Raw genomic sequence first — 17,014 nt, 5'->3', positions numbered from 1 at the left:
TTTGGGTCGCCATTGGCTGTAAAACCTTTTTCCTCAACCGAACGAACCGACGCCCAATCTGTCCATGCCCACTCCCTCGACACGCATCCGCAAGGCCGTATTTCCTGTTGCAGGTTTCGGCACCCGCTTTCTGCCCGCCACCAAGGCGCAGCCAAAGGAAATGCTGCCGGTTGTCGACAAGCCACTCATCCAGTACGCGGTTGAGGAAGCCTACGCGGCGGGCATTCGCGACATGATTTTCGTAACTGGCCGAAACAAACGTGCCATCGAAGACCACTACGACACCGCGTACGAACTCGAGAGCCAGCTCGAAGCCAGCGGCAAGCACGCGTTGCTCGAGATAGCGCGGTCGGTCATGCCCGACGACATGACCTGCTCCTACGTGCGCCAACCGCGCATGCTGGGCCTTGGCCACGCAGTGCTGTGCGCCGAACACCTGGTCGGCAACGAACCCTTTGCCGTGCTGCTGGCCGACGACTTGATGGTCGGCCCGGTGGGCGGGGCACCGGTGCTCGCGCAGATGACGGCCGCCTTCGGCAAGCTGGGCGCCTCGGTGCTGGCAGTGCAGGAAGTGCCGCTCGAGCACGTGAAGCGCTACGGGATCGTGGCGGGCGAATCCATCGGCGACGATCTCGTGAAGGTCGACCGCATGATCGAGAAGCCGTCGCCGGACAAGGCACCTTCGCGCCTCGGCGTGGCGGGCCGCTACATCCTCACGCCCGGCGTGTTCGACGAGATCCGCAACCAACCCAAGGGCGCGGGCGGCGAGATCCAGCTCACGGACGGCATTGCGTCGCTGATGACGAAGGAATCGGTCTACGCCTATGCCTACAAGGGCATCCGCTACGACTGCGGCAGCAAGGAAGGCTTTCTGCAGGCTTCGGTGGAGCTTGCGCTGGCGCACCCGGAGGTGGGCGGGCAGTTCCGCGAATACCTGAAGAGCCTGGAGCTCTGAAAGACGAAAGGGCCCCACGGGGCCCTTTTCTTTTGCCGGTCGGCTTTTTGCTGCTCAGCGCCGCTTCAGCACGTGGATGAAATCGCTGCCGACGGTCTGCTGCTCGACCAGTTCATTGCCGGTCTGCCGCGAAAAGGCCTGAAAGTCGCGCAACGAGCCGGGGTCGGTCGACACCACCTTCAACAACTGGCCGCTGGCCATGTCGTTGAGCGATTTCTTCGCCTTGAGAATGGGCAGCGGGCAGTTCAGGCCCCGCGTGTCGAGTTCGCGATCAATTTGCATGCTTCGGCTCCTCGGGCGGCAAGTTCAGGCCGCGCCGCCGCTCTTCGTTTTCCGCCGCGGTGAAGAAAACCGGCTCGTGCCCCCGGGTGCGCAGCCAGTCGGCCAGCGCATAGCCGGTGCCGGCGGGCCAGCACTTGAGATCGGGCAAGTCGTAGAGGCGATAGTCCAGCAGTTCGGGCGAGAGCCTCACCTCGCCGTCGGCCACGACGTGGTACGCGATGATGATCTGGTTCATGCGCTGGAAGTCGTACGCGCCCACGAGCTTGGTTGCGCTCACGTCGAGGTTGGTTTCTTCCTTCACCTCGCGCGCAATGCCTTCTTCAGGCGTTTCGCCGGCCTCCATGAAGCCGGTGATCAGCGCGTACATCTTCACCGGCCAGGCGGCGTTTCGCGCCAGAAGCACCTGGCCGCGGTATTCGACGATGGCCGCGAGCACGGGCGTGGGGTTGTTCCAGTGGGTGTGGCCGCAGTTGGGGCAGCGCAGGCGCTCCTTGGCGCCGCCGTCTTCCATCAGCGCGATCCATTCGAGCGGCGTGGCGCAGGCCTGGCAGAACTTGGGATGGGGCATGGACTTCTGTCAGGCGGGGAATACGCCGGTCGAAAGATAACGGTCGCCGCGGTCGCACACGACGAACACGATGGTGGCGTTTTCGACCGTCTTTGCAACCTCGAGCGCCACCCACAGCGCACCGGCCGCGGAAATGCCACCGAAGATGCCCTCTTCGCGCGCGAGGCGCCGGCACATTTCTTCGGCGTTGTCCTGGCTCACGCTGATTTCTTCGTCGACCCGGCTCGCGTCGTAGATCTTGGGCAGGTATTCGGCCGGCCATTTGCGAATGCCCGGAATGCGCGAGCCCTCGGCCGGCTGCGCACCGATGATGCGCACCGCGGAGTTCTTTTCCTTGAGGAAGCGCGAAACGCCGGTGATGGTGCCGGTGGTGCCCATGGCGCTCACGAAATGCGTGATCTTGCCCTTGGTGTCGGCCCAGATCTCGGGGCCGGTCGTCTCGTAGTGGATGCGCGGGTTGTCGGCGTTGGCGAACTGGTCGAGCACCCTGCCCTTGCCCTGCGCCACCATCTGCTCGGCGAGGTCTCGCGCGTATTCCATGCCGCCGCTCTTGGGCGTGAGCACCAGTTCGGCGCCAAAAGCCTTCATGGTCTGGGCGCGTTCCACGGACAAGTCCTCCGGCATGATCAGCACCATGCGGTAGCCCTTGATGGCGGCGGCCATGGCCAGCGCAATACCGGTGTTGCCCGAAGTGGCTTCGATCAGCGTGTCGCCAGGCTTGATTTCACCGCGCTCCTCGGCGCGCTTGATCATCGAGAGCGCGGGCCGGTCTTTGACCGAACCGGCGGGATTGTTGCCTTCCAGCTTGCCGAGGATCACGTTGCCGCGCTTGGCGTTTTCGGCGGCATCGATGCGTTGCAGTGCCACCAGGGGGGTCTTGCCGATGGCGTCTTCGATCGTCGGATAATTCATGGCAGCCACTGTGCCATAATTTTGGGCTTCCTTCCGGATGTGCCCGGGTGGTGAAATTGGTAGACGCAGGGGACTCAAAATCCCCCACCGAAAGGTGTGCCGGTTCGATTCCGGCCCCGGGCACCATATTTTTGACGCGCATTCAGGCCGCCTCGCGCAGCCCTGTATGCACCGTCGGGTGCGCAAGCCGCACGCGCAGTTCGCGCTTGAGCCGGGTGTTGTCGAGCCGGCGCGATTCCCCCATGAAACTCAGCAATTGCAGCGGCAACTGGCGCTCGGCTTCGTCGCGCGCCACGCGCGGCGGGCGGGGCATGCCGTACATGTCCGCAGCCAGGTCGATGTAGTCGCCCATGCGCAGCTCGGTGTCGTCGGCGGCGTGCACGATGCGTTGCGGCCGGCCCCGGAACAGCGCCGCCACGCAGGCGCGCGCAAGATCGTCGGCGTGAATGTGGCTGGTGAACACGTCGTCCTCGCGCCGCAGCACGGGCGTGCCGCGCTGCAGCCGCTGGCGCGGTGTGCCGCCCTCCCTGTCGGGCGCGTAGATGCCCGGAATGCGCAGGATGCTCGCGCGCACGCCCGCGCTGCGGCCGAGCCAGCGCACGGCGCGCTCGGCGTCCACGCGGCGGTGGGCACGGGGCGTATCGGGCCGCACCGTGCGTGTTTCGCTCACGCGCGCACCGCCGCAGTCGCCGTAAACGCCGCTGGTGGAGCCATAGACGAATGCGAGCGGTGCAGAACGCAGCCGCAGTGCACGCGCCAGGGCGGTGGTGCGCTGGTCGCGCCACCAGGCGGCGCCGCCGTCGCGTGCGGGCGGGGCCAGATGCAGCACGCGGGTGGCCACGCCGGCCAGGCGGCGAAGCGTGGCCGGGTCGTCGAGATTGCCCACGAGCGGACGGACGCCGGCCGCCCGCAACGCCTGCACCCGCTCGGCCGATGAAGTGAGCGCCACCAGCTGCATGCGGCCGCGCAGATCGCGGGCCACGCGCTGGCCGACGTCTCCGCAACCGACGATGAGCAGGCGTTCGCGGCGAAAGCGCGCCGGCAGCGCGCCGGAAGGGCTATTGATTGAAGGCAAAATCCGGGTTCCTTTCCCTTTTTCTCTTTTCTGCTCCAGGCTGAAACAAGCCGAAGAATACCGATGACTGTTGCAGCGCCGCATGACGCGGGCTTTTCCATCACCGTCGAGCCCAGCGGGCGTCATTTCGTGGTGCATGGCGACGAAACCATTCTCGCGGCCGGCATCCGGCAGGGCATTGGCCTCCCCTATGGCTGCAAGGACGGCGCCTGCGGCTCTTGCAAGTGCAAGAAGCTCTCGGGCGAGGTGGAGCTGGGTCCGCACCAGAGCAAGGCCCTGAGCGCCGAGGAGCAGCTGGCGGGCTTCGTGCTCACCTGCTGCGCCCATGCCAAGACCGACGTGGTGCTCGAATCGCGCCAGGTCACGGAAGCCGGGGCCTTTCCGATCCGCAAGATGCCCGTGCGGGTACTGGCGCTCACGCGCCTGTCGCACGACGTGATGAAGCTGCGCCTGCAGCTGCCGGCGGGCGAGCCGCTGCAGTTTCATGCCGGCCAGTATGTGGAATTCATCTTGCGCGACGGCGCACGCCGCAGCTATTCGATGGCGAATGCGCCGCACACGCTCGGCGAGCCGGCCACGGGCATCGAACTGCACCTGCGGCATTTGCCGGGCGGCAAGTTCACCGATCACGTGTTCGGCGTGATGAAGGAGAAGGAAATCCTTCGCATCGAAGGCCCTTACGGCAGCTTCTTCCTGCGTGAAGACTCCAGCAAGCCGATGATCCTGCTGGCTTCCGGCACGGGCTTTGCGCCCATCAAGGCACTGCTCGAACACATGAAGTTCAAGGGCATCGACCGGCCGGCCGCGCTCTATTGGGGCGGCCGCCGGCCCGAAGACCTGTACATGGACGCCTGGGTGCACGAGCAACTCGCGGGGATGCCGAACCTGCGCTACGTGCCGGTCGTCTCCAACGCCACGCCCGAAGACAACTGGACTGGCCGCACGGGCTTTGTCCACCGCGCGGTGCTGGAAGACTTTGCCGACCTTTCGGGCCACCAGGTGTACGCCTGCGGCGCGCCGATCGTGGTCGATTCGGCGAAGCACGACTACGTGGCGCTGGCCGGCCTGCCCGAAGAAGAGTTCTTTGCCGACGCGTTCACCACCGAGGCCGACAAGGCGCTGCCCTGATCGGCCTGCCTCTCTTGGACCACAGAAAAATGAAAACGAGACACTTCCTCTTCACCCTCCTCGCGAGCGCCGCAGCACTGCTTGCCACCGGCCAGGCCGCAGCGCAGCAGCAGCGCCCCATTCGCCTTGTGGTGCCGTACGCCGCGGGCGGCCCGATCGACGTGACGGCCCGCATCCTCGCCGAGCGCGTGAAGGACAGCCTGGGCACGGTCATCATCGACAACAAGCCCGGCGCGGGCGGCAACATCGGCGCCGACGCTGTGGCCAAGGCCGCGCCTGACGGCCTCACCATCGGCATTGCGGCCACCGCGACGCATGCGGTCAATCCGTGGCTCTACAGCAAGATTCCGTTCAACGCGGCCAGCGACTTTGCGCCCATCACGCAGATGGTGCGCGTACCCAACGTGCTGGTGATGAACGCGGAAACGGCGCAGCGCCTGAAGATCAACACCGTGGCCGACCTGATCCGCTACGCCAAGGCCAACCCGGCCAAGCTCAACTACGGCAGCGGCGGCAACGGCAGCGCCGGGCACCTGGCGGGCGAGCTGTTCAAGAAGCAGGCCGGCATCTTTGCGCTGCACATTCCGTACAACGGCGGCAACCCGGCGCAGCTGGCGCTGCTTTCGGGCCAAGTCGACTTCAACTTCGACAACCTTGCCACGGCGGCGCCGAACATCCGCTCGGGCAAGCTCAAGGCCATTGCCGTCACCACCTTGCAGCGCAGCAGTGCCATGCCCGACGTGCCGCCGGTGGCCGACACGCTAAAGGGCTTCTCCATCGATACGTGGTGGGGGCTGGTTGCGCCAGCCGGCACGCCGCACGACGTGCTCGCAAAGCTCAACCAGGCCTTTGTGGCGGCGCTGAATGCACCGGAAACGAAGACCCGTTTTGCCACGCTGCTGGCCGAGCCGGTGGCCAGCTCGCCGGAGCAGTTCGCCGCGTTCATGAAGAGCGAGCTCTCCAAGTACGAAGCCGTGGTGAAGGCCACCGGCGCAAGGGTCGACTGACCCTCGCGGTTTATTCGCCGAGGTAAGCGGCCCGCACGCGCGGGTCGCGCAGCAATTCCTTGGCGTCGCCGGTCATCGTGATGAGCCCGGACTCCATCACGTAGCCGCGGTCAGCCAGTTGCAGCGCGCGGTTGGCGTTCTGCTCCACCAGCAGAATGGTCACGCCCTGCGCGGCCACGGTCTGCACCACCTCGAAGATCTTGTCGCACATGATGGGCGACAGGCCCATGGTCGGCTCATCGAGCAGCAGCACCTTGGGGCGCGCCATGAGCGCGCGGCCCATGGCCAGCATCTGCTGTTCACCGCCCGACATGGTGCCAGCGAGCTGGTCCTTGCGCTCGCGCAGGCGCGGGAAGGTCACGAACACCCGCTCCATGTCGCTGGCGATCTCGGCCTTGTCCTTGCGGATGTAGGCGCCGATCTGCAGGTTCTCTGTGATCGTCATGCGCGTGAACACGCCGCGGCCTTCGGGCACCATCACGAGGCCCTCGCTGACCAGGTCCCATGCCCCGCGGCCCTTGATGTTGCGGCCCAGGAACTCGATGCTGCCGGCGCCCGCCGGCAGCGTGCCGGTGATCGCCTTCATGGTGGTCGTCTTGCCGGCGCCGTTGGAGCCGATGAGCGACACCAATTCGCCTTCGTGGACCTCGAAGTCCACGCCTTTGACGGCCTGGATGCCGCCGTAGCCGACCTTCAGGCCGCTGACCTTGAGCAGCGTCTTGCCGGGGGCATTGGCGGCGGTCTTCGGCGGGGTGGCGGTGGTTGTTTCTTCTGCGCTCGTCATCGTCGTCATTTCAGTGTCCTCCGGTGCCGAGGTAAGCCTCGATCACCTTCTCGTTCTTCTGCACGTCGTAGGGCGTGCCTTCGGCAATCTGCTTGCCGTAGTCGAGCACGGTGACGCGGTCGCACAGGCCCATGATGAGCTTGACGTCGTGTTCGATGATCAGGATGGTGCGGTCGTCCTTGCGGATGCGGTCGATCAGTTCGCGCAGCAGCACCTTCTCGGTGGAGTTCATGCCGGCGGCAGGCTCGTCGAGCGCGATGAGCTGCGGGTCGGTGGCCAATGCGCGCGCAATTTCGAGCCGGCGCTGGTCGCCGTACGAGAGCGTGCGCGCCTTGTAGTCGGCGAACTTGCCGATGCCCACGTAGTCGAGCAGCTCCTGCGCGCGGTCGGCAATGGCCTTTTCCTCGGCCTTGAACGAACGCGTGCGCAGCATGGCGCCGAACACGCCCGAATGGGTACGGATGTGGCGGCCGACCATGACGTTCTCGAGCGCCGTCATTTCGGAGAACAGGCGAATGTTCTGGAAGGTGCGCGCAATGCCGGCCTTGGCCACTTCATGCACGGCCGTGGGCTGGTAGGGCTTGCCGGCCAGCTCGAAGCTGCCGCTGTCGGGCGTATAGAGCCCGGTGATTACATTGAAGAACGTGGTCTTGCCGGCGCCGTTGGGGCCGATGAGCCCGTAGACCTGGCCGCGCTTGATGGTGATGCCGACGTCGGAAAGGGCCTGCAGGCCGCCGAAGCGCTTGGAAATTCCGCGAACGTCGAGGATGGTGTCTGTCGTCATGTTGATTGCTTCCTTTGGCTCACGGATTGATCGACATGGGACGCGAAGCCGCACCCGGCAGCTCGTCGGCGGGTGTCTCGATGCCGGGCGCATGGGTCTGGAGCGAGCCCGGGGCCACGGGGGCGTCCGGGGCCACGCCCTTGCGCTGCAAGGTCTTGCCATGCTCAGGCGAAGGCCAGAGGCCGCGCGGACGCATCAGCATGATGACGATCATGGCCAGCGCAATGAAGAGCTGGCGCAGGATGGACGCGTCGAGGCGGCCGTCAGTCATGGCCTGCAGCGGGCCGGCCACATAGCGCAGCACTTCGGGCAAGGCAGCCAGCAGCACGGCGCCGAGAATCACGCCCGGCAGGTGGCCGATGCCGCCCAGCACCACCATGGCGACGATCATCACCGACTCCATGAGGCTGAACGATTCGGGCGACACGAAGCCCTGAAAGGCCGCGAACATGGCACCCGAAACGCCGCCGAAGCTGGCGCCCATGCCGAAGGCCAGCAGCTTCATGTTGCGGGTGTTGATGCCCATTGCCTTTGCGGCGATTTCGTCTTCGCGGATGGCCATCCAGGCGCGGCCGATGCGGGAGATCTGCAGGCGGTGCGAAATGATGATCGTGGCGATCACCAGCGCAAGGAACAGGTAGTAGTAGAGCGTGACCGACGAGATCGTGAAGCCGTCGAACTTCCATGCCTTGCCGAGGTCGAGCCCCCAGAATTTGATGGAGTCGATGGCGGTGATGCCCTTGGGTCCGTTGGTGATGTTGATCGGCTGGTCGAGGTTGTTCAGGAACACCCGGATGATTTCGCCGAAGCCGAGCGTCACGATGGCCAGGTAGTCGCCGCGCAGCTTGAGCGTGGGCGCACCGAGCATCACGCCGAGCACCCCCGCCACCACCAATGCCAGCGGTATCACGATGAGCAGCGAGGTGTGCAGCCCGTTCGGGAACATGGCCTTGAACCACGGAAAGGTGTCTGAAAGGTGCGACGAGCCCATGAGCGCGAAGAGGTACGCGCCCACGGCAAAGAAGGCGACGTAGCCCAGATCGAGCAGGCCGGCGTAGCCGACGACGATGTTCAGGCCAAGCGCCAGCATCACATAGAGCAACGCGATGTCGGCGATGCGCACCCAGGCATTCCCCTGGCTTTGCAGGAAGATCGGCAGTGCGAGCACCGCGACGACGCCGAGGATGTAGAGAGCGAGGTTCTTGCTGTTCTTCATGGTGTGCTGCTCCTCAGGCCCGATCCGCCACGCGCTCGCCGAGCAGGCCCGAGGGCCGCAGCGTGAGCATGACGATCAACACGATGAAAGCGAAGATGTCGCTGTAGTTGCTGCCGAGCACGCCGCCGGTGATCGCACCGATGTAGCCGGAGCCGATGGCTTCGATCAACCCGAGCAGGATGCCGCCGACCACCGCGCCGGCCAGGTTGCCGATGCCGCCGAACACCGCCGCGGTAAAGGCCTTGAGGCCGGGCAGGAAGCCCATGGCGTGCTGCGCAATGCCGTAGTTGGAGGCGTACATGACGCCGGCAATGGCCGCGAGCACGGCGCCGATGATGAACGTGGCCGAAATGACCATGTCGGGGCGGATGCCCATGAGCGCCGCGACGCGCGGGTTCTCGGCGGTGGCGCGCATGGCGCGGCCGAGCTTGGTGTAGTTGACCAGCCACATCAGCACCACGAGCGAGAACGCCGTGACGCTCAGGATCATGACCTGCGTGGGCGAGATCACCGCGCCGCCCACCTCGATGGGCGTGGTCGAAAGCAGGTTGGGATACGCCTTGTTGGTGGGCTTCCAGATGATCATTGCCAGCGTCTGCAGCAGGATCGACATGCCGATGGCAGTGATGAGAGGCGCGAGCTTGGGGCTGTTGCGAAGGGGCCGGTAGGCAACCTTTTCGATCACGAAGTTGAGCGTGGCGGCCACCACGCAGGCAATGACCAGCGAGATGATGAGGATCAACCAGCCGGGCGTGCCGGGCATCGATTCCTGCATGAGCCCGATGATGGTCCAGCTCGTAAGCGCCCCCACCATCAGCACTTCGCCGTGCGCAAAGTTGATCAGATTGATGATGCCGTACACCATTGTGTAGCCCAAGGCTATCAAGGCATACATGCTGCCGAGGACCAGACCGTTGATGATCTGCTGCAGCAATATTTCCATAACGCGTTCCTATTTATTGCACCGTTGCAGGGTGCCATTCACCCACCGTGGCACCGGTTTGGCACCTTGGCTTGATAAGCAAAAAACCAGCCAACATGTGTCGCTGGCTGATTTGTGGGCGGGATTGTAAGCACGCGCCAGCGCCGATTTGGTGCGCGCTCACCGGGGTTTACCCGCTCAAGTCATGCTATATGTAAGTGAAGCCATGCATCGCACGCACGCCAGCGTGCATGCGGCAGGTTACTCGTCGTGCTGGCTGTTGAGGCGGCGAAGTTCGCGCAATTTTTCTGCTATGCGGATCTCGAGGCCGCGTTCCACAGGCTGGTAGAAAACCTGGCCCTCTAGGCCTTCGGGCAGGTAGCGCTCGCCGGCGGCAAAACCGCCCTCCTCGTCGTGCGCGTAGCGATAGCCCTTGCCGTAGTCGAGCTCCTTCATGAGCTTGGTGGGGGCGTTGCGCAGGTGCATGGGCACCGGGCGCGTGCTGTCCTTCTTGATGAGCGCGCGCACGGCGTTGTAGGCGGTGTACACGGCGTTGGACTTGGGCGCCATGGCCAGGTAGATCACGCACTCGGCCAGCGCCAGCTCGCCCTCCGGCGTGCCGAGCCGCTCGTAGACCTCGGCCGCGTCGAGCGCCAGCCGCAGTGCGCGCGGATCGGCCAGCCCGATGTCTTCGCTGGCCATGCGCACCAGCCGCCGCGCCATGTAGCGCGGGTCGGCGCCGCCGTCGAGCATGCGCACGAACCAGTAGAGCGAGGCGTCGGGGTCGCTGCCGCGTACCGATTTGTGCAGCGCGCTGATGGTGTCGTAGAACTGCTCGCCGCCCTTGTCGTAGCGCCGCATGCGCTCGCCGCGCACGCGCAGCAGCCATTCGTCGGTGATGTTGTCGAGCTTCTCGGCCTTGGCCGCCACGGCCAGCGTTTCGAGCGTGTTGAGCAGGCGCCGCGCATCGCCGTCGGCATAGGCGACGAGCCGATCGACGGCCGCGCCTTCGATGGCGGGCACGGCCTGAATGGCCTGCGCCTTGGCCACGATCTGCTTGAGATCGGCCTCCGTGAGCGGTTGCAGCACATACACCGCCGCCCGCGAAAGCAGGGCCGAGTTGACCTCGAACGACGGGTTTTCGGTGGTGGCGCCGATGAAGGTGAAAAGCCCCGACTCCACATGCGGCAGGAACGCGTCCTGCTGGCTCTTGTTGAACCGGTGCACCTCGTCGACGAAGACGATGGTCCGTTGCTGCTCAAGGCCGTCGCGCGCCGCGGTGGCGCGCTCGACTGCCTCGCGGATGTCTTTCACGCCGCCGAGCACGGCGCTGATGCTCAGGAACTGCGCATCGAAGGCGTCGGCCATGAGGCGCGCAATGGTCGTCTTGCCGGTGCCGGGCGGCCCCCAGAGAATGCAGGAATGCGGCTGGCCCGATTCGAACGCAATGCGCAGCGGCATGCCCGGCCCCAGCAGATGCTGCTGGCCGATCACCTCGCCCAGCGTCTTCGGACGCAGGCGCTCGGCAAGGGGTTGATGCGAACTGGTGGCCAAACCTGCCTGTCTGTCTGATCTGCTATTGCTTGATGACGTCGGCACCGGCCGGCGCCTTGAATTCGAACACATTGGCGTTGAGCGCCGGGTTCACTTCGACCTTGCTGAATTTGAGCACCGAGCGCTGCCCAAAGCTGTCGAGAATTTCGAGCGACGCCAGGGAGTCGCCCTGGAAACCCACCAGCACATTCTGCAACTGGCCGTCCTTGTTCTTGGGCGTCGCCTTCACCCACTGCAGGCCATCGCGCTCGGGCGCGGCCTCAAGCGTGAAATCGGCCTGCAGCGCGCGCACGTCGGGTGCCGCGGCAATCAAAGCGGCTGGCGTGGAGCCCAGCGCCTGCGACTGCGCACGCTGCGTCACCTGGTTCAGGTCGGCGTCGTACAGCCAGAGCGTCTTGCCGTCGGCCACGATGACCTGGGCGAACGGCTTCTGATAGTCGAATTTGAATTTACCGGGGCGCTGGAATTCGAAAGTGCCGTTCGATGTCTTGACGCGGCCCGGCTGCCCTTCGCGCGGCGGCGCGGTAACGGTCTGGGTGAACTCGGCGCGGCCCGACTTGACCGTCTTCACGAAGGCTTCAAGGCTCTCCATGCCTCCGGCCCAGGCGTTGGCGGATGAGAGAAGGCCGATCAACAGCCAATGACGAAATTTCAATTTGGATTCCTCGGAAAAGCAGTGGCGTTGACGCGACCTTACGCCGCCACGCATTGCGGCATGTGCGGGGTTTGATGAAGTTTTGCAACGTTATTGCAGCTTTTGCAACGTGCCTGTCGGCGCGTGACGCCTGGGCTCGCAGGTGTTTTGCCGGTTATTCCGCGCGTGCGGGCACCAGGATTTCGCGTTGCCCGCTGCCGCTCATGGCGCTGACCAGGCCCGCCTTTTCCATGTCTTCGACCAGCCGCGCCGCGCGGTTGTAGCCGATCTTGAGGTGTCGCTGCACCAGCGAAATGCTGGCCTTGCGATTCTTGAGCACCACCTCCACGGCCTGGTCGTACATCGGGTCTTTCTCGGCGTCGCCGCCCTCGCCCAGCATGTCGCCGTCGCCATCGACCGTGCCGCCTTCGAGCACGCCTTCGATGTAGTCGGGCTCGCCCTGGCTCTTGAGGTATGCCACCACGCGGTGCACTTCTTCGTCGCTCACGAACGCGCCATGCACGCGAATCGGCAAGCCGGTGCCGCTGGGCATGTAGAGCATGTCGCCCATGCCGAGCAGCGCTTCGGCGCCCATCTGGTCGAGGATGGTGCGGCTGTCGATCTTGCTCGACACCTGGAACGCGATGCGGGTCGGAATGTTCGCCTTGATAAGGCCGGTGATCACATCGACGCTGGGCCGCTGCGTGGCAAGAATGAGGTGGATGCCGGCGGCGCGCGCCTTTTGCGCGAGACGGGCAATGAGCTCTTCGATCTTCTTGCCGACCACCATCATCAGGTCGGCCAATTCGTCGATCACGACGACGATGTGCGGCTCGCGCTTGAGCGGCTCGGGATCGTCGGGCGTGAGGCTGAACGGGTTGTAGATGAACTCTTCGCGCGCCTTGGCTTCGTCGATCTTGGCGTTGTAGCCGGCCAGGTTGCGCACACCCAGTTTGCTCATGAGCTTGTAGCGGCGCTCCATTTCGGCCACGCACCAGTTCAGGCCGTGCGCGGCCTGGCGCATGTCGGTGACCACGGGGGCCAGCAGGTGCGGAATGCCTTCGTAAACCGACATTTCGAGCATCTTCGGGTCGATCATGAGCAGGCGCACGTCGCGCGCCTCGGCCTTGTAGAGCAGCGACAGGATCATGGCGTTGATACCCACCGACTTGCCCGAACCGGTGGTACCGGCCACCAGCACGTGGGGCATCTTTGCAAGGTCGGCCACCACCGGGTTGCCGATGATGTCCTTGCCCAGGCCCATGGTCAGGAAGGACTTGCCTTCGTTGTAGACCTGCGAGCCGAGGATTTCGCTGAGCTTGATCGACTGGCGCTTGGCGTTCGGCAGCTCGAGCGCCATGTAGTTCTTGCCCGGAATGGTTTCGACCACGCGGATAGACACCAGCGAGAGCGAGCGCGCAAGGTCCTTGGCAAGGCCGACGATCTGCGAGCCCTTGACGCCGGTGGCAGGCTCGATTTCGTAGCGCGTGATCACGGGCCCCGGAGAGGCCAGCACCACCCGCACCTCGACACCGAAGTCCTTGAGCTTCTTCTCGATCATGCGCGAGGTCATCTCCAGCGTGTCAGGAGACACCGTTTCCTGGCGCGCCTGCGCAGCGTCGAGCAGGTCGACCTGCGGCAGCTTGCTGTCGGGCAGTTCCTTGAAGAGCGGCTTCTGGCGCTCCTTGACGACGCGGTCGCTCTTGGGCACTTCGGTCATCGCAGGTTCGATCTGCACCGGCGGAGAGGGCACCCGCCGCTTGGGACGAGGCTCGATGCGCAGCTCTTCGTCGTCATCGAGCCCCATCGGTTCGACGGCACCGCCCGGTTCACGCGAGAACACGGGCTCCTCGGCTTCCGCGCGTTCGCGGGCGGCCTGCTTGCCCATGGCAATGTCGGCCGCCAGTTCGCGCTTTTCGCGGCGCAATTCAAACAGCGAGTAGGCGCGTGCGCCGATGCGCTCGGCAATCAGGCTCCACGAGAAACGGAACACCAGCGCCGAGCCGATCACGCCGGCGGCAATGGCCACCAGAGCCGAGCCCGTAAAGCCGAGCCAGCGCACGCTGGCGGGCCCGACCAGGTAGCCGAGCGCGCCGCCGCCTGAACCCGGCAAATACGATTCGAGCCGGTACAGGCGCGACCACTCGAGCGTGGTGCTTGCGCAAAGCAGCAACACAAGGCCGAACCAGAACGCCAGCCGGCTGCGGTTGAAGCGGCCGCGCACCGGCTGCTCGGCAGGCGCGGCCTCGCCGCCGCGCAGCCAGTTGGCCAGAGAAGACAGCCAGGCCCGAAGCCCTGCGGCCAGGCACCACCAGACGGAATAGCCCGCCAGGAAATAGCTGCCGTCGGCCAGCCATGCGCCGATGCGGCCCGCCCAATTCTTGATTTCCCCTCCGGTGCCGGAGGTCGACCAGGCTGCGTCCGAAGGCGTGAAGCTCAGCATGGCGAGCAGCCAGAACAGCAATGCGGCAAATCCCGCGATCAACGTGATTTCGTGAGCGAAGCGCATGGCGCGAACGCGCACCGGTTGCCCCTCGGCGGCCGAAGAAGATTGAAGCGTATTGAGCGAATAGGTCATGAGAAACACAGCACCCAGCGCTCGGAAGCGGCGGCTGGAGGCCTGAACACTACAACAAAAGCACGTGGCCGCCAGGAGCGTAGGTGACGACTCAGGTCAGCGACAGGAGCCGTTCCTTGACGAGCATGGAGCCATCGTCCTGCGTCTGCACAAATCCGCGCTCCTCCAGATCCTTCATCACGCGGCTCACCATCTCACGCGAGGCGCCGACCATTTTCGCAAGGTCCTGGCGGGAAATCTTGTCGCGCACCTTGAGGTTGCCCGCGCCGTCGTCAATGGCGAACTCGAGCAGCGAGCGTGCAACCCGGCCATACACATCCATGAGCGCAAGCGACTCGATCTTGCGGTCGGCATGGCGCAGGCGCTGCACGAGCCCGCGCATGATGTTGTAGGCCATGGAGGAGTTTTCGGGCAGGCAGCGTGCAAACGCGTCGCGGCCAAGCATGAGCACGTCGCACTGGATTTCGGTGCGCACCGTGGCCGAATGCGGCTCGTCGTCGATCAGGCTCATTTCGCCGATGTAGTCGCCCGGGTGCAGCGTCGCAAGAATCACCTCGCGGCCGCGGCTGTCGGCGCTGGTGACGCGCGCCCGCCCGGTCAGAATGATGTAGAGCGCATCGGACTTCTTGCCCTGCTCCACAATGATTTCCGCTCGCTTGAGACGCTTCTTGACGATCGCATCCGCGATGCTTGACGACTGAGAGGACGTCAGCGAAGCAAAGAGCGGAACGCGCCGCAGCAATTCAAGATTGGACAGCATCGACATTTATCAATCCCTGATACGGCGCGTGGGGAGCCCGTCCGCCGGCAAGCCGATGGATTACTACAATCGCGCGCATTGAAAACACCGTGCACCCGGTGTTGAACCGAGCGGTGATACTCCACATATATCGCTACCACCCTGAAAATGTACACGCTGAAGCAGCGCAAATCCTAGGTTTTCTACTCATGTCCGCACCCCAACACGCCAAGGTTTTGATTCTGGGCTCCGGCCCCGCCGGCTATACCGCCGCTGTTTATGCAGCACGCGCGAACCTCCAGCCTCTGCTGATTACCGGCATTGCCCAAGGCGGACAATTGATGACAACCACCGAAGTCGACAATTGGCCAGCCGACGTGCATGGCGTGCAAGGCCCCGAGCTGATGCAGCGTTTTCTTGAACACGCGGAGCGCTTCAAGACACAAATTGTTTTCGATCACATTAACAAAGTTGATCTAAGCAAGCGTCCTTTTACATTGACGGGCGACAGCGGCATTTACACCTGTGATTCTTTGATCATTGCCACGGGTGCTTCTGCCAAGTATCTGGGGCTCGATTCGGAACAGAAATTCATGGGCCGCGGCGTTTCGGCCTGCGCAACCTGCGACGGATTCTTCTACCGCGAACAGGAAGTCTGCGTGATCGGCGGCGGCAATACGGCCGTCGAGGAAGCGCTGTACCTCGCCAACATCGCAAACAAGGTCACGCTGGTTCATCGCCGCGACAAATTCCGCGCAGAGCCCATCCTGATCGACAAGGTCAAGGAGAAGGTGGCCGAAGGCAAGATCGTGCTGAAACTGCACAACGAACTCGACCAGGTGCTGGGCGACGACACCGGCGTAACAGGCATCCGGATCAAGAACACCCAGACCGGTGAAACCGAGCAGATCGACCTCAAGGGCTGCTTCATCGCCATCGGGCACCACCCCAATACCGACATTTTTCAGGGGCAGCTGGAAATGAAGGACAACTACATCCTGACCCGCTCCGGCCTGCAGGGTTTCGCCACGATGACCAGCATTCCCGGCGTTTTTGCCGCCGGCGACGTGCAGGACAACGTGTACCGCCAGGCCATCACGAGCGCGGGCACCGGCTGCATGGCCGCGCTGGACGCCCAGCGCTTCCTGGAGCAGGACGGCACACTCTAGACCCGGGCTGCGCCAAAAGGGCTATAATCCAAGGCTTTGCCGAAATGAGGCCGCCCTTGTGGTGGCCATCAGCGTTCCGGCAAGCCGGGGTACCGCCACCCGTTTCTGGCGAGGTCAAGCTGCAAAACACCTGCAATCTCCACGGTTGCGCCGGTGCCAGCTGTTCAAGAAAGAGTGTCCTCATGGCACGCGTATGCGACGTAACGGGCAAAGGCCCGATGGTCGGAAACAATGTTTCCCACGCCAACAACAAAACCAAGCGCCGGTTCCTGCCGAACCTGCAATACCGCCGTTTCTGGGTCGAAACTGAAAACCGTTGGGTTCGCCTGCGTGTTTCGAGCGCCGCGTTGCGCCTGATCGACAAGAACGGCATCGACGCCGTGCTCGCAGACCTGCGTGCACGCGGCCAAGCTTAAGGAGCTGAATCATGGCAACGAGCAAAGGCGGACGCGAAAAGATCAAGCTGGAATCCACCGCGGGTACCGGCCACTTCTACACGACCAGCAAGAACAAGAAGACGATGCCTGAAAAGATGTCGATCATGAAGTTCGACCCCAAGGCGCGCAAGCACGTCGAATACAAGGAAATCAAGCTGAAGTAATTCAGCACTGGTTCCACCCAAACAAAAACCCCGCCGGGCTTGCCCAGCGGGGTTTTTTGTTGCCCCCTTCTTCCCCTCCCCTCGGCGCAAAGACCGGGCGTAAAAA

The 17,014-nt window shown here is 64.2% G+C and carries 18 protein-coding genes and 1 tRNA gene; 7 read left to right on the top strand and 12 right to left on the bottom strand.

Annotation, left to right across the window (positions count from 1 at the left end; translation table 11 throughout):
* Positions 1-64 precede the first annotated feature (64 nt).
* Positions 65-955, top strand: coding sequence for a UTP--glucose-1-phosphate uridylyltransferase GalU (gene galU / locus GOQ09_RS06615; RefSeq protein WP_157612711.1), 891 nt, complete (start codon positions 65-67; stop codon positions 953-955).
* Between the two features lie 54 nt (positions 956-1,009).
* On the opposite strand, the gene GOQ09_RS06610 is transcribed toward galU, so the two are convergent.
* The 3 genes from GOQ09_RS06610 to cysM are packed head-to-tail and all read right to left on the bottom strand — an operon-like array spanning position 1,010 to position 2,717.
* Positions 1,010-1,237: a sulfurtransferase TusA family protein gene (locus tag GOQ09_RS06610; RefSeq protein WP_126745659.1), complete on the bottom strand. Its 228-nt coding sequence runs from the start codon at positions 1,235-1,237 to the stop codon at positions 1,010-1,012.
* Positions 1,227-1,805 carry an NUDIX domain-containing protein gene (locus tag GOQ09_RS06605; protein WP_157612710.1) on the bottom strand — a complete coding sequence of 193 codons (579 nt, stop codon included), beginning with the start codon at positions 1,803-1,805 and terminating at the stop codon, positions 1,227-1,229. Before GOQ09_RS06605 ends, GOQ09_RS06610 begins: the two co-directional genes overlap by 11 nt.
* A 9-nt stretch (positions 1,806-1,814) precedes the next feature.
* On the bottom strand, positions 1,815-2,717 hold the full coding sequence (cysM, locus tag GOQ09_RS06600; RefSeq protein ID WP_157612709.1) for a cysteine synthase CysM: 903 nt from the start codon (positions 2,715-2,717) through the stop codon (positions 1,815-1,817).
* A gap of 41 nt (positions 2,718-2,758) precedes the next feature.
* Between cysM and GOQ09_RS06595 the strand changes: the two genes are divergently transcribed.
* A tRNA-Leu gene (locus GOQ09_RS06595) sits at positions 2,759-2,843 on the top strand.
* A gap of 16 nt (positions 2,844-2,859) precedes the next feature.
* Here the strand turns inward: GOQ09_RS06595 and GOQ09_RS06590 are convergent.
* Entirely contained in the window at positions 2,860-3,792 is a 933-nt protein-coding gene (locus GOQ09_RS06590; protein ID WP_157612708.1) for an SDR family oxidoreductase, read from the bottom strand.
* 63 nt (positions 3,793-3,855) lie between these two features.
* On the opposite strand from GOQ09_RS06590, the gene GOQ09_RS06585 reads away from it, so the two are divergent.
* On the top strand, positions 3,856-4,920 hold the full coding sequence (locus tag GOQ09_RS06585) for a CDP-6-deoxy-delta-3,4-glucoseen reductase (RefSeq protein WP_157612707.1): 1,065 nt from the start codon (positions 3,856-3,858) through the stop codon (positions 4,918-4,920).
* A 29-nt stretch (positions 4,921-4,949) separates the two neighbouring features.
* A complete protein-coding gene (locus GOQ09_RS06580) occupies positions 4,950-5,927 on the top strand; it encodes a Bug family tripartite tricarboxylate transporter substrate binding protein (protein ID WP_157612706.1) in 978 nt (325 codons plus the stop codon).
* Between the two features lie 10 nt (positions 5,928-5,937).
* On the opposite strand, the gene GOQ09_RS06575 is transcribed toward GOQ09_RS06580, so the two are convergent.
* The 8 genes from GOQ09_RS06575 to GOQ09_RS06540 form a co-directional block, all read right to left on the bottom strand.
* Entirely contained in the window at positions 5,938-6,711 is a 774-nt protein-coding gene (locus GOQ09_RS06575; RefSeq protein ID WP_207309959.1) for an ABC transporter ATP-binding protein, read from the bottom strand.
* A 10-nt stretch (positions 6,712-6,721) separates the two neighbouring features.
* Entirely contained in the window at positions 6,722-7,495 is a 774-nt protein-coding gene (locus tag GOQ09_RS06570; RefSeq protein WP_124957304.1) for an ABC transporter ATP-binding protein, read from the bottom strand.
* A gap of 19 nt (positions 7,496-7,514) precedes the next feature.
* Positions 7,515-8,711 carry an ABC transporter permease subunit gene (locus GOQ09_RS06565; RefSeq protein WP_157612705.1) on the bottom strand — a complete coding sequence of 399 codons (1,197 nt, stop codon included), beginning with the start codon at positions 8,709-8,711 and terminating at the stop codon, positions 7,515-7,517.
* Positions 8,712-8,724: 13 nt separating this feature from the next.
* Positions 8,725-9,654: a branched-chain amino acid ABC transporter permease gene (locus GOQ09_RS06560; RefSeq protein ID WP_126745652.1), complete on the bottom strand. Its 930-nt coding sequence runs from the start codon at positions 9,652-9,654 to the stop codon at positions 8,725-8,727.
* 240 nt (positions 9,655-9,894) lie between these two features.
* Entirely contained in the window at positions 9,895-11,187 is a 1,293-nt protein-coding gene (locus GOQ09_RS06555; RefSeq protein ID WP_157612704.1) for a replication-associated recombination protein A, read from the bottom strand.
* A 22-nt stretch (positions 11,188-11,209) separates the two neighbouring features.
* Positions 11,210-11,842: an outer membrane lipoprotein chaperone LolA gene (gene lolA / locus GOQ09_RS06550; RefSeq protein ID WP_157612703.1), complete on the bottom strand. Its 633-nt coding sequence runs from the start codon at positions 11,840-11,842 to the stop codon at positions 11,210-11,212.
* A gap of 154 nt (positions 11,843-11,996) precedes the next feature.
* Complete coding sequence (locus GOQ09_RS06545) at positions 11,997-14,399, bottom strand: DNA translocase FtsK (RefSeq protein WP_157612702.1); 2,403 nt, start codon at positions 14,397-14,399, stop codon at positions 11,997-11,999.
* A 91-nt stretch (positions 14,400-14,490) separates the two neighbouring features.
* On the bottom strand, positions 14,491-15,165 hold the full coding sequence (locus GOQ09_RS06540; RefSeq protein WP_126745648.1) for a Crp/Fnr family transcriptional regulator: 675 nt from the start codon (positions 15,163-15,165) through the stop codon (positions 14,491-14,493).
* A gap of 182 nt (positions 15,166-15,347) precedes the next feature.
* On the opposite strand from GOQ09_RS06540, the gene trxB reads away from it, so the two are divergent.
* The 3 genes from trxB (at position 15,348) to rpmG (ending at position 16,908) form a co-directional block, all read left to right on the top strand.
* Positions 15,348-16,307, top strand: coding sequence for a thioredoxin-disulfide reductase (gene trxB, locus GOQ09_RS06535; protein WP_157612701.1), 960 nt, complete (start codon positions 15,348-15,350; stop codon positions 16,305-16,307).
* 182 nt (positions 16,308-16,489) lie between these two features.
* A complete protein-coding gene (gene rpmB / locus GOQ09_RS06530) occupies positions 16,490-16,723 on the top strand; it encodes a 50S ribosomal protein L28 (protein WP_007830293.1) in 234 nt (77 codons plus the stop codon).
* An 11-nt stretch (positions 16,724-16,734) separates the two neighbouring features.
* Positions 16,735-16,908 carry a 50S ribosomal protein L33 gene (gene rpmG, locus GOQ09_RS06525; protein WP_007830291.1) on the top strand — a complete coding sequence of 58 codons (174 nt, stop codon included), beginning with the start codon at positions 16,735-16,737 and terminating at the stop codon, positions 16,906-16,908.
* Positions 16,909-17,014: the final 106 nt, after the last annotated feature.

It is taken from the genome of Variovorax paradoxus, assembly GCF_009755665.1.
GTDB lineage: Bacteria > Pseudomonadota > Gammaproteobacteria > Burkholderiales > Burkholderiaceae_C > Variovorax > Variovorax paradoxus_G.
The sequence above is the reverse complement of the archived record's forward strand: the minus strand, read 5'-3'. Positions and strand labels throughout refer to the sequence as shown.